The following is a 24,589-nucleotide window of genomic DNA, read 5'->3' as shown; positions in this document are numbered from 1 at the left end:
ACCGCGTGCGCCCGCCCCCCACCCATCGGCGGGCACACCGGTCGCCGAGCACGCGGGCCCAGTGCTAGAAAAGGGAGATGAGCGGACGTTCCCGCTGGCCATGGGCGGGCGCGGCGCCGCCGCCCGGCTCACGTGGGTCTTCCGGCCCGGCCCGTGGCCGCGGGCTCTGGCCGCCACGCAGACGCCGTCTTTCGCCGTCCCTGAGCGTCCGCACGCTCGCCGCGCAGGTGTTCGTGCTACAGGCGCTGATCATGCTGGTGCTGGTCGCGGCGGGAGCCGCAGCCCTGGTGGTGCAGGGCCGGTACGACGCCCAGCGCACCGCCGAGGACCGTTCCCTGGCCGTGGCGGAGGCGTTCGCGCACGCACCGGGAACGGCGGGCGCGCTGCGGTCGCCGGACCCGGCGGCCCGGTTGCAGTCGGCGACGGAGCAGGTGCAGAAGGGGTCCGGCGTCGATTTCGTCAGTGTCCTCGACCGGCGCGGAGTCCGGATCACCGACACCGATCCCACCCTGATCGGCACGGAGGCCGAGGGCGTCGGCCGGGCCGCCATGGGCGAGATGTACACCGAGACGTTCCACGGCCGGCCCGGCGACGCCGTGCGGGCGGTCGTACCGGTGACGGACTCCAGCAGGCGCGTGGTCGGCATGGTCACCGCCGGGATCAAGTACAGCAACGTCGGCCAGGTGCTGAACCAGCAGCTGCCGATGCTGCTCGGCATGGCGGCGGGGGCGCTGCTGCTGGCGACCGGGGGCACGGCGCTGGTCAGCCGCCGGCTGCTGCGGCAGACCCACGGACTCGGGCCGGCCGAGATGACCCGGATGTACGAGCACCACGACGCCGTGCTGCACGCGGTGCGCGAGGGCGTGCTGATCGTCGGCGGTGACGGGTGCGTGGTGCTGGCCAACGACGAGGCACGCCGGCTGCTGGACCTGCCCGGGGACGCCGACCAGCGGCATGTGCGGGAGCTGGGGCTGGGGCCGGGTCTGGCGCGGCTGCTGCTGTCGGGTGAGACGGCGTCCGACGAGGTCGTCCCGGCCGGGGACCGGCTGCTGGCGGTGAACACCCGGCCCACCGCCCCGTACGGCGGCGCCCAGGGACTGGTCGCCACCTTCCGTGACACCACGGAGCTGAGGGCGCTCTCCGGGCAGGCCGAGGTGGCACGGAGCCGGCTCTCGTTCCTGTACGAGGCGGGCGTGCGGATCGGCACCACACTCGACGTACGGCGGACGGCTGAGGAGTTGTCCGAGGTGGCGGTCCCCCGCATGGCCGACTTCGTCACCGTGGAACTCCTCGACTCCGTGCTGCGCGGTGAGGAGCCCACGAGCGCGGTCCGCGAGATGCGCCGTACCGCGCTGCGGGCCGCACAGGGCGGACACCCCTTGCAGGCGGTGGGCGAGGTGATCCGGTTGATGGTGGCCGACACGCCGATGGCGGCGGCGCTGCGCCGGGGCAAGGCCGTCCTGGTCCCGGACCTGCACTCCGCCGGGGACTGGCGGGCGCAGGACCCCGAGGGAGCGCGGCGGGCACTGGACTACGGCATCCACTCGCTGATCACGGTGCCGCTCCGGGCGCGTGGGGTGGTCCTCGGCATGGTCGACTTCTGGCGTGGTGCGGGCTCCCCCCGGTTCGAGGAGGAGGACGTCGCCGTGGCCGAGGAGCTGGTGGCCCGCGCCGCCGTCGCCATCGACAATGCGCGCCGGTACTCCCGTGAGCACGCGCTCGCCGTGACCCTGCAACGCAACCTGCTGCCGCTGGGCCTGCCGGACCAGGGCGCGCTGGAGATCGCCTCGCGTTATCTGCCGGCGGAGTCCGGCGTGGGCGGCGACTGGTTCGACGTCATCCCGCTGCCCGGCTTCCGGGTGGCGCTGGTGGTCGGGGACATCGTGGGACACGGGCTCCAGGCCGCGGTCACCATGGGGCGGTTGCGCACGGCCGTGCTGAACTTCTCCTCGCTGGACCTGGCCCCGGACGAACTGCTCGGACATCTGGACGAGATGGTGACCCGGCTGGACACCCAGAGCGCGACCGCCGCCGACGACGACCAGGTACCGCTCACCGGTGCCACCTGCCTCTACGCCATCTACGACCCGGTCGGCGGGCACTGCACCCTCTCCCGCGCCGGGCACCTGGCACCCGCCGTGGTGGATCCGCAGGGCAGGGTGTCCTTCCCCGACCTCCCGCTGTCGCCGCCTCTGGGAGTGGGCGGTCATCCCTTCGAGGCCGGGGAGCTGGAGCTGCCCGAGGGCAGCCGTCTCGTGCTGTTCACCGACGGGCTGATCGAGAACCGTGGACGGGACGTCGACGAGGGCCTGGCGCTGCTGTCCTCGGCCATCGCCGACGCGGACCGGACACCGGAGGAGACCTGCCGCGCCCTCGTGGAGACGATGCTTCCCGGGCATCCCAGTGACGACGTGGCGCTGCTGGTCGCCCGGACCCGGCTGCTCGACCCGGCGTGCGTCGCGACCTGGGACGTCCCCTTCGACGCGGAGGCCGTGCCCCGGGTTCGCGGCGAGGTGAGCCGGCGGCTCGCCGACTGGGGGCTGGAGGAGACGGCGTTCGGCACGGAGCTGATCCTCAGCGAACTGCTGACCAACGCGATCCGCTACGGCGCTCCGCCGGTACGGGTGCGGCTGCTGCTGGGCCGCACCCTGGTGTGCGAGGTGGCGGACGGCAGCAACACCTCACCGCGGCTGCGGCGCGCGGCCAGCACCGACGAAGGGGGCCGCGGTCTGTTCCTGGTGTCCCAGTTCGCGGACATGTGGGGTACGCGCTACGCGGCGAGGGGCAAGGTCATCTGGGCGGAGCAGCGACTGGAGGGTGCCCCGGAACCGGACCCGTCGGCCCTCCTTGACGTCCTGGGCATCTGACGTCCCGGTCCGGCACCGGGGGGTCAGGAGAGCCAGTCCTCGTAGCGGGTGGGGGCGAGACGGGCGTGCGGGTCGGTCAGCGCGTCCCCCTTGACGACGGCGAACATGCCGGCGGTCGGATCGGTGACGACGCTGCGGTTGTCGCCCTTGCGGGAGAGGGTCATGCGGCCCAGCTCGTCCAGGGTGAAGACCTCGGGGCCGGCGATGTTGCGGATGCCGTTCAGCGGGGCGCCCATGGCGGCCTCCGCCACCGCGTCGGCCACGTCCTCGGCGGCGATCGGCTGGATCGGCGTGGCGGGCAGCCGGACGGTGTCGCCGTCGGTGGTCCAGGACAGGACGTCGTCCATGAACTCCATGAACTGCGTGGCCCGGACGATCGAGTACGGGACGGGACCGGCCGCGAGGATGTTCTCCTGGAGCACCTTGGCCCGGTAGTAGTCCAGCTCCGGCACCTGGTCGACGCCGACGATCGAGAGGATCACGATGTGGCCGACGCCGCCCTTGCGGGCCGAGGCCAGGAGGTTGTCCATCGAGGTCTGGAAGAAGGCCAGGGAGGCCGCGTCGAAGGTCGGGGAGTTCGTCGTGTCGACCACCACATCGGCTCCCGCCACGGCCGCGTCCAACCCCGCGCCGCTGATGACGTCGACCCCGGTGGAGTGCGAGTGCGGCACCGCCTCGTGCCCCGCGGCCTCCAGCTTCCTGACGACCTGCGACCCGATCAGCCCGGTACCGCCGATGACTGCGACCCTCATGACACACCTTTCGTCGGGATTAGTCGAAATATGACATATGCGCCGCCGAGGGGCACGGGATGGGACGGTGGGCGCGGCAGGGGATGACCGGTTACGGCGCCCGCCCGGCAGCCCGTTCGAAACTTTCCGTGGGCCCGCCGTCGCCGGGCCCGTAATATCGGTGATCTCTTGGGGGAGGTGGTCATGGGCAAGCGGCGCCCTGGCTCGCCGACGCTGGAGGAGGTGGCCGCTCACGCCGGAGTGGGCCGGGGCACGGTCTCCCGCGTCGTCAACAACGCGGCAGGTGTGAAGGAGTCGACACGCCGGGCCGTGCAGCAGGCCATCGCGGAACTGGGCTACGTGCCCAATCTCGCGGCCCGTTCCCTCGCCGGGCGACGGGCCGACGCGGTCGCGCTCGTCATGACGGAGCCGGACTGGCGGAAGTTCGCGGAGCCGTTCTTCTCCGAGATCGTCCGTTCGCTGGGCGACGCCCTGACCGACACGGGGATGCAGTTGCTGCTGACCCTGGTCCGCTCGGACACCGAGCGCGAGCGCTTCCTGGAGTACGCCCGCGGCGGCCGGGTCGACGGGGTGCTGGTGATGTCCGTGCACGCCGACGATCCGCTGCCGGACATGCTCGCCGAGGCCCGGCTGCCGACCGTCCTGCTGGGCCGCCGTTCTGCCGACGAGCACGTCAGCTACGTCGACGCGGACAACGTCGGCGGCGCCCGCAGCGCGGTCACCCACCTGCTGGACAAGGGCCGGCGGACGATCGCCACGATCACCGGGCCGCTCGACATGTACGTCACCCGGTGCCGGCTGCGCGGCTACCGCGAAGCCCTGGCCCACGCCGGGCTGGACGCCCCGCCGTCCTGGGTCGCGGAGGGCGATTTCACCGCGGAGAGCGGCCGGCGCGCCATGGCCCGGCTGATCGAGCGGCACCCGGAGATCGACGGTGTGCTCGCCGCCTCGGACACCACCGCCGCCGGCGCCCTCGACGCGCTGCGCGCGGCGGGACGCCGGGTGCCGGAGGACGTCGCCGTCATCGGTTTCGACGACTTCCCGCTGGCCGAGCGGACCGAGCCACGGCTGACCACGGTGCGGCAGCCGCTGGAGGAGATCGGGCGGGCCATGGTGCGCCTGCTTCTGGAGGAGCTGGAGGAGTCGTCCGTGGCGTGGCGGCATGTGATCCTCCGTACGGAGCTGGTGGTGCGCGAGTCGGCGTAGTGCCGTCGGCGCCCGGGTGTGCCGCGGCCGGGCCGAATATTTCGGGAGCGCTCCCAGACCCCGACCGTCCCGCCGACCGGCCCGCTTCCACCTGCGGTTTCGAGACTTCTTCGACACTCACCCCGCGCGGAGCCTTGTCAGGGACATGAACTCTCCCTACAGTCCCTGCCCAACGGAGGGAATGGGAGCGCTCCCATCCAGCTGCGTCCGGGAGCGCTCCCGAACTCCCCTCACCGTCATGGAGAGGACCCGCATGCGACCGTACAAGCACCCTGTCCGTGGAGCGCGCGGCCTGCTGGGCGCACTGCTCACCGCGCTCGCCGCCCTTGCGGCGCTGCTCACCGTCGCTCCCGCGGCCCAGGCCGACACCACGATCTGCGAACAGTACGGCTCGACGACGATCCAGGGCCGCTACGTCGTCCAGAACAACCGCTGGGGCACCAGTGAGAGCCAGTGCATCGACGTCACGGACTCCGGGTTCCGCGTCACCCAGGCCGACGGCTCGGTACCGACGAATGGCGCCCCCAAGTCCTACCCGTCCGTCTACAACGGCTGTCACTACACCAACTGCTCGCCCGGGACGGACCTTCCGGCCCGGCTCAGCAGCATCTCCCGCGCGCCCACCAGCATTTCCTACGGCTATGTGAGCAACGCGGTGTACGACGCCGCGTACGACATCTGGCTCGACCCCACGCCCCGCACCGACGGCGTCAACAAGACCGAGATCATGGTGTGGTTCAACAAGGTGGGCTCCATCCAGCCGGTGGGCTCGCAGGTCGGCACCGCGACCGTCGCCGGGCGTCAGTGGCAGGTGTGGTCCGGCAACAACGGCGGCAACGACGTGCTGTCCTTCGTCGCGCCGTCGGCGATCACCAGCTGGAGCTTCGACGTCATGGACTTCGTCCGGCAGGCCGTCTCCCGCGGGCTCGCGCAGGACAGCTGGTACCTGACCAGCGTGCAGGCGGGCTTCGAGCCCTGGCAGAACGGCGCCGGCCTGGCCGTGACCTCGTTCTCCTCCACCGTGGACACCGGCAGCGGCGGCCCCGGGAGCCCGGCGGCCTGCAAGGTGGCGTACGGGACCAACGTCTGGCAGGGCGGCTTCACCGCCGAGGTCACCGTCACCAACACCGGCTCCTCCCCTGTCAGCGGCTGGCAGCTCGCCTTCGCCCTGCCCGCGGGGCAGCGGATCACCAGCGCCTGGGGCGCCGCCGTGGCGCCGTCCTCGGGGGCGGTCACGGCGAGCTCTCTCGCCTACAACGCGCAGATCGCGCCCGGCGGTCAGGTGTCCTTCGGGTTCCAGGGCAGCTACGGCGGCACGTTCGCCAAGCCCTCCGCGTTCAGCCTGAACGGGGCCGCCTGCACCACCGCGTGACCCGCGCACCCGGCGCACCGCCCGCGTGACCCACCCACCCGCTCCGGGACCCGCTCGTCCCGCACCCGACGATCGGGCGGGTCCCGGCTCCACCCCGCTCCCGGCTCCACCGCAGCGCCGCCCCGCTCCCGGACCGCTCCAGGAAAGGCCCGCCCGCATGAGCCTCCCGCTCGCCCACCGCCGCCCGGTGACGGCCCTGGCCGTGTGTGCCGCGGCCCTGGCCCTCACCGCACCCGCCGCCGCACCGGAGCCCGTCGCCACCTCGCCGGCCGCGGTCCTGCCGTACCAGGACCCGTCCTCACCCGTGCCGGACCGCGTCACCGATCTGCTGGCGCGGATGACCCTGGACGACAAGCTCGGCCAGATGACGCAGATCGAGAAGGACGCCCTCGTCCCGCAGTCCGACCTCGCCGCCCACCGCATCGGCTCCGTGCTCTCCGGCGGCGACTCGACCGTCAGCCCCAACAACGCCCAGACCTGGGCGGACACGTACGACTCGCTCCAGCGCACGGCCCTGGCGACTCCGCTCGGCATTCCGATGATCTACGGCATCGACGCGGTGCACGGCCACAACGCGGTGCGCGGGGCCACGCTCTTCCCGCACAACATCGGCCTCGGCGCCACCCGCGACCCCGCGCTCGTCCAGCGGATCGGGCGGGCGGTGGCCGAGGAGGTGTCGGGCACCGGGATCGACTGGGACTTCGCGCCGTGCCTGTGCGTGGCCCGCGACGACCGGTGGGGCCGTACCTACGAGTCGTACGGCGAGAGCCCCGGACTTCCCGCCTCCCTCACGACGTTCATCACCGGGCTGCAGGGTGAGACCCTGGGCGGCGGGCCGGCGCCCGTGCTGGCCACCGCCAAGCACTACCTCGGCGACGGCGGCACGGTCGGCGGTGTGGACCGGGGCGACACCAAGCTGTCCGAGGCCGAACTGCGCGCCGTCCACCTGCCGCCGTTCAAGGAGGCGGTGCGCCGTGGCGTGGGCGCGGTGATGCTGTCGTACAGCAGCTGGAACGGGGTCAGGTCCCACGCGAACACGTACCTGGTCACCGACCTGCTGAAGGGCGAGCTCGGCTTCGACGGGTTCGTGGTGTCCGACTGGGCCGCGGTCGACCAGCTCGACGGGCAGAGCGGCTTCACCGGCGCCGAGATCAGTACGGCCGTCAACGCGGGCGTCGACATGGTGATGGTCCCCCATGACTACAAGAGGTTCCTCACCCTGCTGCGCGGCGAGGTCACCGCGGGCCGCGTCCCGCAGTCCCGGATCGACGACGCCAACCGGCGCATCCTGACCAAGAAGTTCCAACTCGGCCTGTTCGAGCGGCCTTTCACCGACCGTTCGTACACCGCCACGGTCGGATCTGCCGCGCACCGGGAGCTGGCCCGGCAGGCGGTGCGCGCCTCGCAGGTGCTGCTGAAGAACGAGGGCGGTGTGCTGCCCCTGCCGAAGTCGGCCAAGCTGTTCGTCGCGGGCAGGTCCGCCGACGACATCGGCAACCAGAGCGGCGGCTGGACCGTCGGCTGGCAGGGGCGCAGCGGTCCCGTCACGGACGGCACCACGGTCCTGCGGGGCATCCGGGCCGCCGTCACCGACCCGTCCCGGGTCACCTACGACCGGTACGGCAACGGCATCGACTCCTCCTACCGCGCCGCGATCGCCGTGGTCGGCGAGACCCCGTACGCCGAGGGCCGGGGCGACCGGCCGGGCGGCCTCGGACTGGACCAGGAGGACCTGGCAACCCTCGCCCGGCTGAAGGCGAGCGGGGTGCCGGTCGTCGTGGTCCTCGTCTCGGGCCGTCCGCTCGACGTCTCCGCCCAGCTGCCCGACTGGAAGGCGCTGCTGGCCGCCTGGCTGCCCGGCACGGAGGGCGCCGGTGTGTCCGACGTGCTGTTCGGCGACTACGCGCCCACCGGCAAGCTGCCGGTGAGCTGGCCGCGGACCTCCGCGCAGGAACCGGTCAACGACGGTGACGGCAAGGACCCGCTCTTCCCGTACGGGTACGGGCTGACGTACTCCGGTGCCGGCCCCGCGTCCCCGCCGGCGCCCGGCGCGTGCACCGCGCGGTTCCGCACGACCTCCTCCTGGCAAGGCGGTCACCAGGCGGAGGTGACGGTCGAGAACACCGGCTCCACCCCGCTGACGGGCTGGTCCGTGGACTGGGACCTGGGCGGCTCCCGCGTCACCAGCCTCTGGAACGGCTCCCTGACCACGGCCGACGGCCGGGCCTCCGTCCGCAACGCCGCCTTCAACGGCTCCTTGCAGCCCGGTGCCACCACCTCGTTCGGCTTCACCGCGGAAGGCACCGCCGGCACACCCGCCCCGCACTGTGCCGGGAGCTGACCGCGCGCCCGTCGACCGCACCTGGCCCGTACCACCCGCAGCCCCGCACGAGGAGGACCCATGACACACCCCACCCGCCGGACACCCGCGCACCGGCCGAGACCGGGGCGCCGACGGCACCGGGCGGCCTCGCTGGGCGCGATGTTCGCCACCCTGGCACTGGGTCTGGCCGGGCAGCTCACCGCGCCCCCCGCCGTCGTGACCGGTGCCGCGAACCCGTTCGCCGGCCGCGGCCATGGCACCGGCGTGACCCACACCGACGCCCCGGCGGTCCCGGCGTACTCCGGTACGGCGCCCGCCCGGGGTTTACCGCCCGTCTGATCCGAATCGGAAGGAGCTGAACGTGGCTCGACGCAACAGACTGATGTCGGTGGCAGCGGCTCTGTCGACGCTGCTGGCGGCACTCGCCCTCACCCTCCTGGGGCAGACCAGCGCCCAGGCGCACGGCGTGGCGATGCTGCCCGGATCCCGCACCTACCTGTGCTACCTTGACGCGCACACGACGACCGGCGGCCTGGACCCGACCAACCCGGCGTGCCGGGACGCGCTGGCCAAGAGCGGTGCGACGGCGCTGTACAACTGGTTCGCCGTGCTCGACTCCAACGCCGGTGGCCGGGGCGCGGGTTACGTCCCGGACGGCACCCTGTGCAGTGCGGGTGACCGGTCGCCGTACGATTTCCGCGCCTACAACGCGGCCCGCTCGGACTGGCCGCGCACCCATCTGACCAGCGGGGCGACGATCCAGGCGCAGTACAGCAACTGGGCGGCGCACCCGGGTGACTTCCGGGTCTACGTCACCAAGCAGGGCTGGTCGCCGGCCTCCGCCCTGCGCTGGGCCGACCTCGATCTGATCCAGACGGTCACCAATCCGCCGCAGCAGGGGTCGCCGGGCACCGACGGCGGCCACTACTACTGGGACCTGAAGCTGCCCTCCGGGCGGTCCGGTGACGCCCTGCTGTTCATCCAGTGGGTGCGTTCGGACAGCCAGGAGAACTTCTTCTCCTGCTCGGACATCGTCTTCGACGGCGGCCACGGCGAGGTCACAGGCATCCGCACCTCCGGCGGTACGCCGACGCCCACGCCCACGCCGACTCCCACGGATCCGCACACCGGGTCCTGCATGGCCACGTACTCCGTGGTGAACTCCTGGAGCGGTGGCTTCCAGGCCTCCGTCGAGGTCATGAACCACGGCACGGCGCCGCTCGACGGGTGGGCCGTGGCCTGGCAGCCCGGGGCCGGCACCAAGATCAGCAGCCTGTGGAACGGCACGCCGTCCACCGGTACCGACGGCACGGTCACGGTCCGCAACGTGGACCACAACCGGGTCGTGCCCGCCGACGGCAGTGTCACCTTCGGCTTCACCGCCACATCCACCGGCAACAACGTCCCCGCCGGTTCCATCGGCTGCGTCACGGCACAAGGCACCACCTGACGCATCCGGCGCCCGCCGCCTCCCCGGCCGGTTCCGGGGAGGTGGCGGGCGCCCCGGGAGAGGCGGGACCCGGCACTGGCGGACTCGGGCCCTGTCGGACGACCATGGCCCGCATGACTGAGCAACCCGCACGCTGGAGCCAGGCAACCGTCCACCCCGACATGTGGGTCGACCCCGCGGACGATCCCCGGCACAGCGAAGGAGCCGGTCCGGAGGGCGAGCCGGCGACGCTGGAGGACTTCCTGACGGGGTACCGCACCACCCTGCTGATGAAGTGCGAGGGCCTGGACCCCGAGCAGCTGGCCCGCCGGTCGGTACCGCCGTCGACCATGTCGCTGCTCGGCCTGCTGCGCCACCTCGCGGAGGTGGAGCGGGACTGGCGTGGCTGGATCAGCGACGGCGACCCGCTGCCGAAGCTGTACGGCGAGCCGGACGGGGACTTCCACGGGGCGGTCGCCGAGCAGGCCGTGGTCGACGCCGCGTATGCCGATCTGGCGCGCGAGCAGGCCGCGACCGACGCGGCGCTGGCCGAGCACCCGGATCTGGGTGAGCGGCTGGGGAAGGACAGGATCGCGGTGCGCGAGCTGCTGGTGCACAGGATCGAGGAGTACGCCCGTCACTGCGGACACGCCGATCTGCTGCGCGAGTGCGTCGACGGACGGGTGGGTCAGTGACCGGGGCTGTCCTCGGCCGGTGAGGTCCCGAGGGGCGTGCGGCCCGACGGCCGCGGTGCCGAGCGGGCCGACGCACACCCCCGCACCTGGGGCCGGGCTCAGGAGGTGCCGGCTGTCGTCCTCGCCGTCGCGTGCCACGGGACGGCGTACGTGATGCGTGTCAGGTCGGTCATGAGGGAGTCCAGCCACGCCACGGTCGCGTAGTACCGACGGGGGGCGCCGGGCGGCTCGGCGGTGAGGCCGGGCAGGGTCGGATCGATCAGCGGTGTCGCCGCGACGGGGGTGTCGTCCCCCGGGTCCAGCGCCGCCGAGACCAGCAGCATCCGGCCCGCCACCCGCTCCCCCAGCATGCCGGCCGACTGGGCCGCCGCCGGGCTCAGCGGGGTGAGCGGCGGCTCCAGCAGCCGTGCCGAGCCCCACAGGGTGTGATGCCCGGCGATCAGCGTCGCCTGCCAGTCCACGGCGGGCGGCCGCACCCGGCGGCCGCTGCCTCCGAAGGGCGGCGTCGGCTCGCTCTGCACCTGCGCGTACGCGGACTCCGCGAGGACGATGGCACGTTGCAGGCAGCGGTGGTGCGACGCCCTGGACAGCGGCGGCGACACCGTGCCGCACGCCACCGAGGCACTGGTGGCCACGACGATCTCCGCGGCCCTGCGCAGCAGATCGGCCGCCGTCCGGCGCAGTTCCTCATGGCCGCCCCGGGGCCAGGCCAGCACGCCGAAGACCGCGCCGATCGCGCTGCCGATGAGCACGTTCAGCACGCGGACCTCCGCCAGCCGCCAGGTCGGCGGCGCCAGCTGCGCGAAGACCAGCGCCACGAGCACGGTGAACAGTCCCTGCGCCCATCCGACGCCCCTGACCGGCCCCACCGTGAAGCCGAGCAGCATCCACAGCGGCAGGAGGACGGCGTACACGGTGGTGTCGGAACCCACGAAGATCAGGACACCGGCGCTCAGCAGGGCCCCGGCCAGCGTGCCCGCCAGCGCCAGACGGATGGTGCTCCAGGTCTCGCCCATGGTGGTGCGGGTCAGGGTGAGGGTCGCCAGCATCGCCCAGAAGCCGTGCGGCAGGGTGTCCACCCCGGCGACCAGCCGGGCCGCCGTCAGGGCCAGGGCGATGCGCACGGCGTTCTGGAAGAACACCGAGCGGCGCCCGGCATGGCCGCGCAGCCGGTGCCACCACAGGACGGGGGCCCAGGTGGTGGCGTACCAGAACCGGCCGGGCTGCAGTTCCACCGAGGCGTGCCGGCCCCGCACCGCCAGATCGGCCGCCGCGCCCATGGCCAGCGCCGCGTCGGCGATCTCCAGCACGGCGGCGTGGCAGCGCAGGACGGCGGGCGGGAGGCAGTCGTCGGCCGGGGTGGCAGGGGGCCCCGCGGACACGGCGGACAGGTCGGCGCGTGCCGCGGTCAGTTCCATGTGCTGTGCCGCGGGGGACGTCCCGGCCCGCAGACAGCTCGTGGTCGCCGTGGCCATGCGCGCCACCGCCCCCAGTACGGCGGTCACCTCGGGTGCCGTGCCGTGGTGCGGCAGGGCGGGCAGCCCGGCCAGCCTGCCGAGCAGGGTACGGGTGGCCAGGCCGGTGTGGGCGAGGGCACGGGCGCGCACCCCGGGCCCCGCCGGCCGCTCCGCCTCGGGCACGCTGAGCGACCGCAGCGACTGGCTCATCTCCTGGGCCGCCAGGACGTCGGTGCCGGCGAGGGCGTCCCGGTGTGCCGCGAGCTTCGCCGCGCACCGCTCGGCGACCACCGCCGCCCGGGCGACCCGCTCCTGGTACGACGCCGGGGCGGGCTCCCGGAAGAGCAGTGCCTCGGCCGCGACGAAGAGGGCCAGCCCCGTCGTCGTACCGATCAGCCGATCACCGAGCGAGCCGGGGTCGTACGGCGGGAAGGAGGGGAGGATGTAGAGGAGTTGGAGGCCGGGCGCCGCGCCCGCCGGGCGGGGTCCGCCGACGGCGGCGAAGGCCAGCGTGAAGCCGACCACCAGCATGCCGACGACCGCGCTCCAGGTCCGCACCGACAGATAGGTGCCGGCGGCCACCAGCACCCAGCACACCGGCAGCAGGCGCGCCATCACGGCCGCGCGCTGCCGCCCGGTACCGGGGATCCTGGCCAGTCCGCCGAGTGCGACCACGGTGAACAGCGCGTAGGTCGCCGCCACGGGGCGGTCGAAGCCGTAGCGGAAGACGTAGAAGCCGGCCGCGGCCACGAGTGTCACGCGCAGCGCGCGACGACCGGAGGCGGCGTAGGCCTCCCGGAGCCGCGCACCTCGCTCACCCCGCATTCCTACAGGATCACCCACCGCGGGGCATCCGGCACCTTGCTGGGCAGGCGGGGCACCGAGGGGGCGACCGGTTCGGCGAGGCGTTCAGGTGTGCGGGTGATCGCGGCCGTTCTGTCGCCCGGGCGCAAAGACAAAGGCAAGGAGTCAGCCACTCCTTGCCACCATCAACTTATAGCGCACCGGGGGGCTTGCGGCAAGGCCCCGGTCGTGCCGCAGAATTGCCGGCCCAGGCCAGGAAGCTGCGGAAACAGGTGATTCACGAGGTGCGCGTACTTCTGTCGACGTATGGGTCACGCGGGAACGTCGAACCCCTGGTGGGGCTCGCGGCGCGGTTGCGGGGACTCGGCGCTCAGGTGCGGGTGTGCGCGCCGCCGGACGAGGACTTCGCGCAGCGGCCGGCCGAGGTCGGCGTCCCGCTGGTCCCGGTCGGCCCGTCGGCGCGCGCGCTGACGCGAGCGGCGCTCCCGCCCGCGTCCCTGCCCCGGCGCGCGGCCGAGCTGATCGCCGGTCAGCTCGATACGGTCACCGAGGCGGCACAGGACTGCGATGTGCTGGTGGCGACCGGCGCGCTGCCCGCCGCGGCCGGCGCGCTGTCGGTGGCGGAGAAGCTCGGCATCCGCTCCGTGTCCGTGACCTTCCAGCAGCTCACCCTGCCCGCTGCGCACCGTCGGCCGCTGGCGCGCCCGGGCCTCCCGCTCCCGCCGGAGGTGACCGACCACGAGGTGCTGTGGGAGCTGGACGCCCGGAACGCCGACGCGCTGTTCGGTGAGGCGCTCAACACGAACCGGGCGTCGATCGGGCTGCCGCCGGTGGAGCACGTGCGCGACTGCGTCATCGGCAACCGGCCGTGGCTGGCGACGGACCCGGTGCTGGACCCCTGGCGCAAGAGCCCGGACCGCGATGTGGTGCGGACCGGGGCGTGGGTCCTGCCCGACGGACGCCCGCTGCCGGCCGACCTGGTGGCGTTCCTGGAGGCCGGTGCACCACCGGTGTACGTGGGCTTCGGCAGCATGCCCCTGCACGCGGCGGCGGACATCGGCCGGGTCGCCGTCGAGCCGGTCCGCGCGCGGGGGCGGCGTGCGGTGGTGGCCCGGGGCTGGGCCGGTCTGTCCCCGGTCGACCACCGGGACGACTGCTTCGTCGTCGGCGAGGTGAACCAGCAGGCGCTGTTCGGCCGGGTGGCCGCCGTCGTGCACCACGGCGGCGCCGGTACGACGACGGCCGCGGCGCCGGCCGGCGCGCCCCAGGTGGTCGTGCCCCAGCCGGCGGACCAGCCGTACTGGGTGGGCCGGGTGGCCGAGTCGGCCATCGGCGCGGCGCACGAGAGTTCCACGCCGACGTTCGCCTCCCTGTCGGCCGCCCTTGGGACGGCCCTCGCCCCGGAGACCCCCGTACGAGCGGCTGCCCTGGCCGGCCGCGTCCGCACCGACGGGGCGTCGGTGGCCGCACGGCTGCTGCTCGACGCGGCCGGCTGAGCCCGTCGGCCTGGACCGGGAGCGGCCACGCGGGGCACGCAGCACCGTGCGTCGTGGCCGCGGGTTCGTCGCCCCCGTCCCTCACCCCACCGTCCCACCGTCCCACCGCCCTGCCACCTGCCACCTGCCACGGCCCAACCGGCCTCACAAGGGAGCCCCTGACGTGAAACTTCCCCTGCCCACCCGCGCCTTCGACCTCCCCGGCCGCCTCGCCGCCAAGGCCGACCCGGCGCTGATCGCCGACGACGAGCGGCACTTCACGGCCATCGCGGAGTGTCTTGAGGAGCAGATCGCCGAGCTCTCCGACCGTCTCGACGCCGAGCGCAGGGCGCCGGGCGGCCAGGGACGGCAGGCGATGGACCGGGATGCCGAGATCCACCGGCTGACCGGCCGTCTGCGCGCCCTGCGCCGCTACGGGCTGGACCTGTGCCTCGGACGCATGGTCGGCGCGGACGGCCAGGAGCCGGTCTACGTCGGCCGGCTCGGGCTCACCGACAACGCGGGCCGCCGGCTGCTGGTGGACTGGCGCTCCCCCGCGGCCGAGCCGTTCTTCGGAGCCACCCACGCGCACCCGATGGGTCTGGTGAGCCGCCGCAGGTACCGCTGGACCGATGGCCGGATCACCGACTACTGGGACGAGGTGTTCACCCCGGACGGGCTGGCCGGGCATGCCGCGCTGGACGACCAGTCCGCGTTCATCGCCAGTCTGGGCGGCAGCCGGTCGCCGCGGATGCGGGACGTGCTCGGGACCATCCAGGCCGACCAGGACGCGGTGATCCGGGCGGGCTCGCGCGGCGCCCTCGTCGTGGACGGCGGTCCGGGCACGGGGAAGACCGTGGTCGCCCTGCACCGCTCCGCCTACCTCCTGCACTCCGACCCGCGCCTGGGTCACCGCCGGGGCGGCGTCCTGTTCGTCGGTCCGCACCGGCCGTACCTGTCCTACGTCGCCGACGTCCTGCCCAGCCTCGGCGAGGAGGGCGTGCAGACGTGCACCCTGCGGGACCTGGTCGCCGAGGGCGCCACAGCGGTGGCCGAGGCCGATCCGGAGGTGGCCCGGCTGAAGTCGTCCGCGGACATGGTGAAGGCGATCGAGAAGGCCGTCGGGTTCTACGAGGAGCCGCCGGCCGAGGGCATGACGGTCACCACCCACTGGTCCGACATCCGGCTGACCGCCGATGACTGGGCCGTGGCGTTCGACGCGGCGGAACCCGGTACTCCGCACAACGAGGCGCGCGAGCAGGTGTGGGAGGAACTGCTCACCATCCTGGTGGACAAGCACGACGGTGACGCCCCGCCCGAACTGCTGCGCAGGTCGCTGCTGCGGAACAGGGAGCTGCGCACGGCCTTCGGCCGTGCCTGGCCGCTGCTGGAGGCGGCCGACCTCGTCGGAGACCTCTGGACGGTACCGGCGTATCTGCGGATGTGCGCCCCGTGGCTGAGCCGTGAGGAGGTGCGGCTGTTGCAGCGCGCGGAGGCCCAGGCCTGGACGGTGTCCGACCTGCCGCTCCTGGACGCGGCCCGGCAGCGGCTCGGCGACCCGGAGACGGCCCGGCAGAAGCGCCGGCACGCCGCCGCACTCGCCGCCGAACGCGAGCGCATGGACAGGGTCGTCGACAACCTGCTGGAAGCCCACACCTACGACGACGGCGAAGGCGTGCTGGTCATGCTGCACGGGCAGGACATGCGGAACTCCCTGGTCGACGACAGCGCCCTGCCCGCTACCGACCCCGACCTGCTCGCCGGGCCGTTCGCGCACGTCGTCGTGGACGAGGCGCAGGAACTGACCGACGCGGAGTGGCAGATGCTGCTCCTGCGGTGCCCGTCCCGGAGCTTCACCATCGTCGGGGACCGCGCCCAGGCCCGGCACGGGTTCACGGAGTCGTGGCAGGAGCGGCTCGCCCGGGTGGGGTTCGACCGGATCCGCCTGGCGTCCCTGACCGTCAACTACCGGACGCCGGAGGAGATCATGACGGAGGCCGAGCCGGTCATCCGGGCGGTGCTGCCGGACGCCAACGTGCCGACGTCCATCCGCAGCAACGGCGTCCCCGTCGTCCACGGGTCCGTCTCGGAGCTGCGCTCGGTCCTCGACGCCTGGCTCGCCGCACACGCCGACGGGACCGCCTGTGTCATCGGCGATCCCGCGTTCCGGCCGAGCGCCCGCGTCCGTTCCCTGACGCCGGAGCTGTCGAAGGGACTGGAATTCGACCTGGTCGTCCTGGTCGACCCGGAGAGGTTCGGCGAGGGCGTCGAAGGGGCGGTCGACCACTATGTCGCGATGACCCGGGCGACCCGGCAACTGGTCGTCCTCACGAGCCCCTGACATCAGTCGGCGCAGGCCGGTACGCCGGCCGGCCAGGCCGGCCCCGGGTGTCACTGACCATCACCTGGTGCCGGACCGGCGGGCCTCCACCATCATTCCGGCGCCGAGGTGGAGGGCGATGAGGGCCGGGCTGGGCGCCGTGGCCGCCGCCCCAGGTGTACCAGACACCGGCCGCGACCGGTGCGCAGGCGGTGTCGACGGCCCGCCCCGGCCGGCCGGGACCGCCGGTCGGCGGGTTTCCCGTCGCGCATGGGGTCCGTGCCGGGGAAACAGCGCGTGACCAGGGGGAGCGGGCGGGACGGGCAACCGACCCGCCCGCTTCGTATACGGCCTCGGCCCAAAGGGCACAGAGGTTCATCCGGCAATGGGCCCTGCCCGAACGGGCAGCGGAAGCGCTTTCCCGTGACCGATGTCACGATTGACGATGTCCGGACCCTTTCTTTAACCGTCCGGTAAATCAACGGACTGTAAAAGGACGTCTCGGTGGACCATCCACACAGTAGGGCAGGGAGTCATCAAGGGCGGCAGTTGACAACGTTGGCCTGGACAGATAGCGTTTCTGCCTGCTATGAGCACCTAATCTTTATTCGGTACTTCACCAGCAAAGCCGCGGACATCCGAACCAAAGTCAGCCATAAATTGGCCGAAATCATTCGGGTACATCGATGCGATACTCTTCGCCGCCGGTCAGGGGCCGTTCCGACCGATTACGAGCCGACCCGGCGCGCCGCCTTTGCGACAGTGCCGTCGCCTTACAAACTCTCCACGCAGCGTCGCACGACGCCGCCTCGTCATGGGGGAAACGGGGCACCATCTCGCTCGAAAAAATGAATCTAGGGGGATCCTCGATGCACCTTTTCGGCCGTACGCGAGAACTGCAGGCCTTGGGTGAGGCGTTCACTGACAGCGTGCGGGGACACGGCCGTCTCGTGATCATCACGGGTGGTCCCGGATCGGGCAAGACCCAGCTGGTGCATGAATTCCTCACCACGCTGAACAGCACCGGCGCGCACATACTGACCGGTACTGCCGGTTCGGCCGAACGAGATCAGCCGATGAGTCTGGCCGGGCAATTGCTCCGCAATGCCGAAGCGGAGTGCGCCATGTCACACCCTGCCGCGTCGGCAGCGCACCCCTCGGCGGATGTCCGCCGGCCCACGGACCCCGTGCACGAGCCCGTCGGCGCGTCCGCCGGGCACGAGACGGCGGTCGAAACACTGCTGCGTCTGGCCGGTGGCGACCGGCCCCTGGTCGTCGCCGTGGACGACGCCCACGCCATGGACCGGGCCTCGTTACAGACCATCGTCCACCTGCTGCACCGCAGCCGCTCCCGGCGGGTCCTCGTGGTGTGCGCCACCTCGGGACACTTCGGGGAGACCCGCTCGCCCGCGCACACGGAGCTGCTCCGCCAGCCGCACCGACGCGTACGCCTCGCTCCCCTGTCGGAGGCGAGCGTCGGCGAACTGCTGGCCGCACAGGCCGGCCGGGCCCTTCCCGCACACATCCGCGACGCCTACCACCGGGCCACCGCAGGCAGCCCGCTCCTCGTCCACGCCCTGCTGGACGACAGCACCCACGTCGCCCCCGAGATCGGACCGCCCGTCGCCGGCGCCGCCTACCGCCAGGCGGTGCTGTCCCTGCTGCACCGCGGCGAGCCGGGCCACGTCCGGGTGGCCCGGGCAGTGGCCGCGCTCGGCACCCTGGCGGGGACCGTCCCCGTGGGGGAGCTGGCCGGCACCACACCGGCCGGCACCCAGGAAGCCGTGGACGTCCTCAACTCCTCGGGTCTGCTGGACGGTCACGCCTTCCGGCACCCGACCGCCGCCGCGGCCGTGCTGGAGGACATGGACGTCGTCGCCCGCACCCGGCTGCACGGCCGGATCGCCCACATGCTGTACCGTTCCGGCGCCCCGGCCGTCGAAGTGGCACGCCACCTCCATCTCGCGCAGCTCGTCCCGGCGGGCTGGGGGGCGGGCATCCTGCGCACCGCCGCGGATCAGGCACTGGCCGCGGACGACGTGGAGCGCTGCACCGACTACCTCGGCCTGGTCCTGGGCGACTGCGCCGACGAACGGGAACGCCACGCGCTGTCGGTGGCCCTCGCGCGCGCCGAATGGCGCACCAACCCGGCAGCGGCCGCCCCCCACCTGGAACCACTGCGCGAGGCCGCGCTCGCCGGCGAACTGAGCATGCGGGACGCCGCCACCGTCCTGCGGTACCTGCTGTGGCAGGGCGACACCGAACTGGCCGCCCAGGCCGTCGCCACCCTCGTCCACGCGCAGTCGCCCGCCGACGCCCAGATCGTCGCCGAGGTCGAGTTCGTGCGGCAGTGGTTCTACGGCGTGGCGCTCCCCGGCAAGGGCGCTCCCATGGCCGGCCTCGACCCGCACCGCCGGCAGGCGCACGCCGGTGCCGGCGGACTGGCCGCCCGGGTGGCCGCGCTCATCGGCGGTGAGGCCACCGACGACTCCGCTGCGGCCGTCGCCCAGGCCCTCCAGGGCCACCAACTCGACCACCTCAACCTGGAGTTGGTCGCCATGTCACTGCTCGCGGTCGCCCACGCGGACCGGCCCGCGATCGCCGCCGAGGCCTGTGCCGCGCTGCTGGAGCGGGCCGTGGAACGCCGGGCGACGACCTGGCAGGCCCTGCTCGGCAGCATCCGGGCGGAGATCGCCCTGCTCCAGGGTGACGTGACCACCGCGTCGCAGGGCGCGCTCGCCGCGCTCGGCACCCTGCGCGCCGAGAGCTGGGGTGTGCTCATCGGCCTCCCGCTGTCGACGGCGATCTCCGCGCACACCGCCATGGGCTCCTACGACGAGGCCGAGGAACTGCTCAAGCACGATGTGCCCGAACCGATGTTCCGCACCGTGTTCGGCATCCAGTACCTGCGTGCCCGCGGTCACCACTTCCTCGCCACCGAACGGCCCTTCGCGGCACTGGGCGACTTCGAGACCTGCGGACGGCTGCTCCGGGAAGGCAACCCCAGCCTGCAGAAGGGCATCCCCTGGCGGTCCGACCTGGCCCTGGCCAACCTGCGGATCGGGAAGGCCCGCACCGCCCGGGAGTGGGCCGAGGAACAGCTGCGGCTGCCCGGTGGGCACAGTTCCAGGGCCCGGGCGATGGCGCTGCGCCTGCTGGCAGCCACCTGCAAGCCGCACCGCCGCGCCTCGCTGCTGCGCGAGTCGATCGACCTGCTCAAGGCGTGCGGCGACCGGTACGCACTGGCCCAGGCGTACGCCGACCTCTCCGCGGCGCACTACGAACTCGGCGAGTACGCCCGGGCCCGGCTGGTGGCGCGGCAGGCGGCACGGGAGGCCGAGGCCTGCCGCATCGAGTCGCCGGTCGACGCGCACCTGCTGGAGGACCCGGTACGCACCGACAGCGCCGAGTCCGACGCCGGCCCCGCCATCCTGAGCGACGCGGAGTGCCGGGTCGCCGGGCTGGCCGCGCTCGGGTACACCAACCGGGAGATCAGCGCCCGCCTGCACGTCACGATCAGCACGGTGGAGCAGCACCTCACCCGGGTCTACCGCAAGCTGAACGTGGCCAACCGTTCGGAGCTGCCGTCGAAGATGCTGGACCACCGCATACCGAAGCTGTCGGACCGCTGGGCCAGCACCCACTCGTCCGCGGGCTGAGCGGTCCCGGCGGCTCGCCGTCCACGGACCGGGAGCACCGAACGGAGCGCGGCTCCACCGGAGAGACCTCCGGTGGAGCCGCGCTCCGTCGGGCGTGCGCCTCAGCTGAAGCTGCCCAGTTCGTCGTCCAGGATGTCGAACAGCTCGTCGGCCGTGGCCGTCTCCAGTCCCGTGTCCCCGGTGGTACCGGTGGCGCTCTCCCGCCACTCGCCGGTGCCGTCCCAGCGCGCGCTCAGGGTGCGCAGCCGGGCGGCCACCCGGGCCCGCTGCTCCTCGTCCAGCGCGGCCGAGTCCAGCGCCGTACCCAACAGCGTCTCCAGCCGTACCACTTCGGCCTCGATGTCGACCGGGTCGCCGGAGGTGTCGCCGCCCAGTTCCTCGAAGAGGTGCCGTGCGAGGGCTTCGGAGGTCGGGTAGTCGAAGGTGAGGGTGGTGGACAGCCGCAGGCCGGTGTCGGCGCTCAGCCGGTTGCGCAGGTCCAGGGCGGCGAGCGAGTCCACGCCCAGGTCGCCCAGGGAACGCTGCGGGTCGACGGCGCTGCCGGAGCCGTGTCCGAGGACGTCGGCGACGTGCCCGCACACCGTCTCCACCAGCAGCCGCACGGCGTCGGCGGCGCTCAGCCGGGCCAGCCGCCGCGGCAGCGACTCGACGGCTGCCGGCGCCTCGGTGGCCGCCGGCCGGGCGGTGCGGCGTACGGCCGCCGGGGCGAGGCCCCGCACCAGGGCGGGGGCGTCGGCGGTGACCTGGACGTGGACCGGGAGCAGCAGGGCGCGGTCGGCGGCCGGGCTGCCCGCCTCGGTCAGCGCCCGGTCGAACAGGTCCAGCGCGCGGTCGGCGGGCAGCGGCAGGATGCCGTCACGTGCCAGCCGGCGCAGCTCCGTCTCGCCGAGACCGGCCGCCATGCCCTCCCCCGTGTCCCACAGTCCCCAGCCCAGCGACAGGGCCGGCAGCCCGTCGGCACGGCGCCGCGCGGCGAGGGCGTCCAGGAAGGCGTTCCCGGCGGCGTAGTTGGCCTGCCCCGCCGCGCCAAGGGTGCCGGCGGCGGAGGAGAACAGGACGAACGCGGCGAGACCGAGGTCACGGGTCAGCTCGTGCAGATGCCAGGCGGCGTCGGCCTTCGGGCGCATCACCGCCTCCAGCCGCTCGGGGGTCAGGTCGGTGAGCAGCCCGTCGTCCAGGACGCCGGCGGCGTGCACCACGGCGGTCAGCGGGTGCTCGGCCGGCACGGACGCCAGCAGGGCGGCGAGCGCGTCCCGTTCGGTGGCGTCGCAGGCGGCGACGGTCACCTGCGCGCCGAGGGCGGTGAGGTCGTCCAGGGCGCCGGGCTCGGACAGGCGCCCGCTTCGGCCGGTCAGCAGCAGGTGGCGCACGCCGTGCCGGGTGACCAGGTGCCGGGCCAGCAGCCGGCCGAGGCTGCCGGTACCGCCGGTGACGAGGACGGTGCCGTCGGGATCCAGCGCGGGCGCCGGGCCGGGCTCCGCGTCCGTGGCCCTGGCCAGTTCCGGCACGTGCACCGTGCCCGCGCGCAGGGCGAGTTCGGGTGCGCCGGTGGCCACGGCGGCCGGGAGGACGGCGGCCGAGGCCGGGTCGTCGTCGGTGTCGACGAGCACGAACCGGCCGGGGTGCTCGACCGCCGCCGCCCGCACCATGCCCCAGAGCACGGCCTGCGCCGGGTCGGGCACGGCGTCGGCGTGCACGGCGACGGCGGACCGGGTCACCACCACCAGCGGCGCACCGCCCTCCGGCACGCCGGCGAGGTCCCGCCGCAGCGCGGCGAGGGCCTGCACGGCGGTCCGACGCGCCAGCGCGGGCAGGTCGGCACCGGGTTCGCCGTCCGGGGCGGCGGTGGGCGTCTCGGAACCGTCCGCCGTCACGGTGAGGGTGCGGGGCTCGGGGGCCGGGTCGGTGAGGGTGAGCGGGAGTTCGGTCCAGCGCACACGGAACAGGTCGCCGGGGGCGGGTGCGGCCGCTTGCAGTTGCTCGGTGGTGACCTGGCGGACGCGCAGCGCGGTCACCTCGGCCACGGGGGCGCCCGTGCCGTCGTACAGGCGCAGGGTCATGTGGTCGGTGCCGTGCGGGGTGAGGCGCAGCCGGACGGCCGTGGCGCCGGTGGCGTGCAGGGTGACGCCCTCCCAGGAGAAGGGCAGGGTCATCACGGTCGGGTCCTGGCCGGCGAGCAGGTCGATGGCGTGCAGCGTGGAGTCGAGCAGCGCGGGGTGCAGTGCGAAGCCGTCGGCCGCTTCGGCGTCGGGCAGGGCGAGTTCGGCCCACACCTCCTCGCCGAGCCGCCAGGCGCCGCGCAGGCAGCGGAAGGTCGGGCCGTAGTGGTAGCCCTGCTCGGCGAGGTGGTCGTAGGTGCCGGTGACGTCCACGGTGACGGCTCCGGCGGGCGGCCAGTCGGTGACGGCGGCCGGTTCCTGGGCGGTGTGCGGGGCGAGGACGCCGGCGGCGTGCCGGGTCCACTCCCCGTCCGCGCCCTCGGGCCGGGCGTGCACGGTCAGCCGCCGGCGCCCGTCGGCGTCGGGGGCCGCCGCGGCCACCTGGAGGTGGACGGCGCCCCGCTCGGGCAGGACCAGGGGCCGTTCCAGGGTGAGTTCCTCCACACGCGGGCAGTGTGTGCGGTCGCCGGCCTGGACGGCCAGTTCGACGAAGGCGCTGCCCGGGACGAGGACGACCCCGGCCACGGAGTGGTCCGCGAGCCACGGGTGGGTGGCGAGGGACAGCCGGCCGGTGAGCGCCACCTGGTCGTCGCCGGCGAGTTCGAGGGCGGCGCCGAGCATCGGGTGGCCGGCCGGTGCCTGGCCCAGCCCGCCGGCGTCGGTGACCGCGCCCGGCTCGTCGTCCAGCCACAGCCGCCGCCGCTGGAAGGCGTAGGTCGGCAGATCGGTGCGGCGGGCGCCGGTACCGGCGAAGACCCGTTGCCAGTCGACCGTCACACCGCGCACGTGGGCGGCGCCGAGCAGCGTCGCGAAGGTCTGCTCCTCGTCGCGGTCCCGGCGCAGCGCGGGGACGAACGCCGACCGTTCGGCGTCGGCGACGGCCTGCACGCCCATGGCCGACAGGACGGCGTCGGGACCGAGTTCGAGGAAGGTGCGCACGCCGTCGGCCTCCAGCGTCCGGACGCCGTCGCCGAAGCGGACCGCTTCGCGGACGTGCCGGACCCAGTACTCGGGCGCGCACAGCTCGTCCTCGCTCGCGCGTGCGCCGGTCACGTCGGAGACGACGGGGATGGCGGGCGGCGCGTACCGCAGCTCGCGGGCCGTCTTCTCGAACTCCGCCAGCATCGGGTCCATCAGCGGGGAGTGGAAGGCGTGGCTGACCCGCAGCCGCTTGGTGCGGCGGTCGGAGAACGCCTCGGCGACGGCGGAGACGGCGGCCTCGGTGCCGGAGACGACGACGGCGCGGGGCCCGTTGACGGCGGCGACGGACACCTCGGGGCCGAGGTGCTCCAGCACCTCCTCCTCGGTGGCGTCGACGGCGAGCATCGCGCCGCCGGCGGGCAGCGCCTGCATCAGCCGGCCGCGGGCGGCGACCAGCCGGGCGGCGTCCGCCAGGGCCCAGACCCCGGCCACGTGGGCGGCCGTCAGTTCGCCGATGGAGTGCCCCGCGAGCCGGTCGGGCCGTACGCCGGCGGACTCCAGCAGCCGGTACAGGGCGGTCTCGACGGCGAACAGGGCGCTCTGCGTGTAGAGGGTGTGGTCGAGCAGGCCGGCGTCCTCGGTGCCGGGCTCGGCCCACATCACGTCCCGCAGCGGGCGGTCGAGGTGGGCGTCGAGCGCCTGGCAGACCTCGTCGAGCGCCCGCCGGAAGACCGGGTGGGCGGCGTACAGGGCGCGGCCCATGCCGGGGCGCTGGGCGCCCTGGCCGGTGAAGAGGAAGGCGACCTTGCCGCCGGCGGGCCGGCCGCGGACCACGGTGTCCGATGCGGTGCCGTCGGCCAGCGCGGTGAGTCCGGTGAGGAGTTCGTCCCGGTCGCGGGCCACGACGGCGGCCCGGTGGGTGAGGGCGGCGCGGCCCGTGGTCAGGGAGCGGGCGAGGTCGGGCAGCGGCCGGTCGGCGACCGCGCGCAGCCGTGCGGCCTGCGCGGCCAGGGCCTCGGGGGTGGCCCCGGAGATCACGAGCGGCAGCAGCGGGGCAGGCGCCGCGTCCGTGTCCGGCGCGGGCTCCTCGGCCGGGGCCTCCTCGATGATGGTGTGGACGTTGGTGCCGCTGATACCGAAGGACGACACT

Annotated in this window: 13 protein-coding genes; 10 read left to right on the top strand and 3 right to left on the bottom strand. The window is 73.8% G+C overall.

Annotated features, from left to right (window positions below; all coding sequences use genetic code 11):
• Positions 1-233: 233 nt before the first annotated feature.
• Positions 234-2,867, top strand: a complete 2,634-nt coding sequence (locus tag C3492_RS28435; protein ID WP_103815567.1) for a SpoIIE family protein phosphatase — start codon at positions 234-236, stop codon at positions 2,865-2,867.
• A gap of 23 nt (positions 2,868-2,890) precedes the next feature.
• Here C3492_RS28435 and C3492_RS28430 read toward each other — a convergent pair whose 3' ends face one another.
• Positions 2,891-3,619, bottom strand: coding sequence for an SDR family oxidoreductase (locus C3492_RS28430; RefSeq protein ID WP_103815389.1), 729 nt, complete (start codon positions 3,617-3,619; stop codon positions 2,891-2,893).
• 183 nt (positions 3,620-3,802) lie between these two features.
• Between C3492_RS28430 and C3492_RS28425 the strand changes: the two genes are divergently transcribed.
• From C3492_RS28425 to C3492_RS28395, 6 genes are all read left to right on the top strand, one after another.
• Positions 3,803-4,825, top strand: a complete 1,023-nt coding sequence (locus C3492_RS28425; protein WP_103815387.1) for a LacI family DNA-binding transcriptional regulator — start codon at positions 3,803-3,805, stop codon at positions 4,823-4,825.
• A gap of 253 nt (positions 4,826-5,078) precedes the next feature.
• Positions 5,079-6,197, top strand: coding sequence for a cellulose binding domain-containing protein (locus tag C3492_RS28415; protein ID WP_103815385.1), 1,119 nt, complete (start codon positions 5,079-5,081; stop codon positions 6,195-6,197).
• Positions 6,198-6,354: 157 nt separating this feature from the next.
• Complete coding sequence (locus tag C3492_RS28410; protein WP_103815383.1) at positions 6,355-8,538, top strand: glycoside hydrolase family 3 N-terminal domain-containing protein; 2,184 nt, start codon at positions 6,355-6,357, stop codon at positions 8,536-8,538.
• A 141-nt stretch (positions 8,539-8,679) separates the two neighbouring features.
• Positions 8,680-8,859 carry a hypothetical protein gene (locus C3492_RS28405; RefSeq protein ID WP_258055929.1) on the top strand — a complete coding sequence of 60 codons (180 nt, stop codon included), beginning with the start codon at positions 8,680-8,682 and terminating at the stop codon, positions 8,857-8,859.
• 22 nt (positions 8,860-8,881) lie between these two features.
• Complete coding sequence (locus C3492_RS28400; RefSeq protein WP_103815379.1) at positions 8,882-9,970, top strand: lytic polysaccharide monooxygenase; 1,089 nt, start codon at positions 8,882-8,884, stop codon at positions 9,968-9,970.
• A gap of 104 nt (positions 9,971-10,074) precedes the next feature.
• Positions 10,075-10,644, top strand: coding sequence for a DinB family protein (locus C3492_RS28395; protein WP_181140595.1), 570 nt, complete (start codon positions 10,075-10,077; stop codon positions 10,642-10,644).
• Positions 10,645-10,742: 98 nt separating this feature from the next.
• Here the strand turns inward: C3492_RS28395 and C3492_RS28390 are convergent, their stop codons facing one another.
• Positions 10,743-12,926, bottom strand: coding sequence for an FUSC family protein (locus tag C3492_RS28390; RefSeq protein WP_258055928.1), 2,184 nt, complete (start codon positions 12,924-12,926; stop codon positions 10,743-10,745).
• Positions 12,927-13,189: 263 nt separating this feature from the next.
• Between C3492_RS28390 and C3492_RS28385 the strand changes: the two genes are divergently transcribed.
• The 3 genes from C3492_RS28385 (at position 13,190) to C3492_RS28370 (ending at position 20,359) form a co-directional block, all read left to right on the top strand.
• Positions 13,190-14,401, top strand: coding sequence for a glycosyltransferase (locus C3492_RS28385; protein WP_107500680.1), 1,212 nt, complete (start codon positions 13,190-13,192; stop codon positions 14,399-14,401).
• Positions 14,402-14,564: 163 nt separating this feature from the next.
• Entirely contained in the window at positions 14,565-16,721 is a 2,157-nt protein-coding gene (helR, locus tag C3492_RS28380) for an RNA polymerase recycling motor ATPase HelR (protein ID WP_103815373.1), read from the top strand.
• Between the two features lie 848 nt (positions 16,722-17,569).
• A complete protein-coding gene (locus C3492_RS28370) occupies positions 17,570-20,359 on the top strand; it encodes an AAA family ATPase (RefSeq protein ID WP_103815369.1) in 2,790 nt (929 codons plus the stop codon).
• Positions 20,360-20,460: 101 nt separating this feature from the next.
• Here the strand turns inward: C3492_RS28370 and C3492_RS28365 are convergent.
• The coding region (locus C3492_RS28365; RefSeq protein WP_146075730.1) for a type I polyketide synthase at positions 20,461-24,589 on the bottom strand (4,129 nt) is incomplete at its 5' end.

The organism is Streptomyces sp. Ru62 (assembly GCF_002920615.1).
In the GTDB taxonomy this organism is placed as follows: Bacteria; Actinomycetota; Actinomycetes; order Streptomycetales; family Streptomycetaceae; genus Streptomyces.
The sequence above is the reverse complement of the archived record's forward strand: the minus strand, read 5'-3'. Positions and strand labels throughout refer to the sequence as shown.

Bases quoted from the DNA above. Each gene is read 5' to 3' on its own strand.
- C3492_RS28370 (WP_103815369.1), top strand. From the start codon at position 17,570: ATGCACCTTTTCGGCCGTACGCGAGAACTGCAGGCCTTGGGTGAGGCG.
- C3492_RS28410 (WP_103815383.1), top strand. From the start codon at position 6,355: ATGAGCCTCCCGCTCGCCCACCGCCGCCCGGTGACGGCCCTGGCCGTG.
- C3492_RS28425 (WP_103815387.1), top strand. From the start codon at position 3,803: ATGGGCAAGCGGCGCCCTGGCTCGCCGACGCTGGAGGAGGTGGCCGCT.
- C3492_RS28390 (WP_258055928.1), bottom strand. From the start codon at position 12,926: ATGCGGGGTGAGCGAGGTGCGCGGCTCCGGGAGGCCTACGCCGCCTCC.
- C3492_RS28405 (WP_258055929.1), top strand. From the start codon at position 8,680: ATGTTCGCCACCCTGGCACTGGGTCTGGCCGGGCAGCTCACCGCGCCC.
- C3492_RS28430 (WP_103815389.1), bottom strand. From the start codon at position 3,619: ATGAGGGTCGCAGTCATCGGCGGTACCGGGCTGATCGGGTCGCAGGTC.
- C3492_RS28395 (WP_181140595.1), top strand. From the start codon at position 10,075: ATGGCCCGCATGACTGAGCAACCCGCACGCTGGAGCCAGGCAACCGTC.
- C3492_RS28415 (WP_103815385.1), top strand. From the start codon at position 5,079: ATGCGACCGTACAAGCACCCTGTCCGTGGAGCGCGCGGCCTGCTGGGC.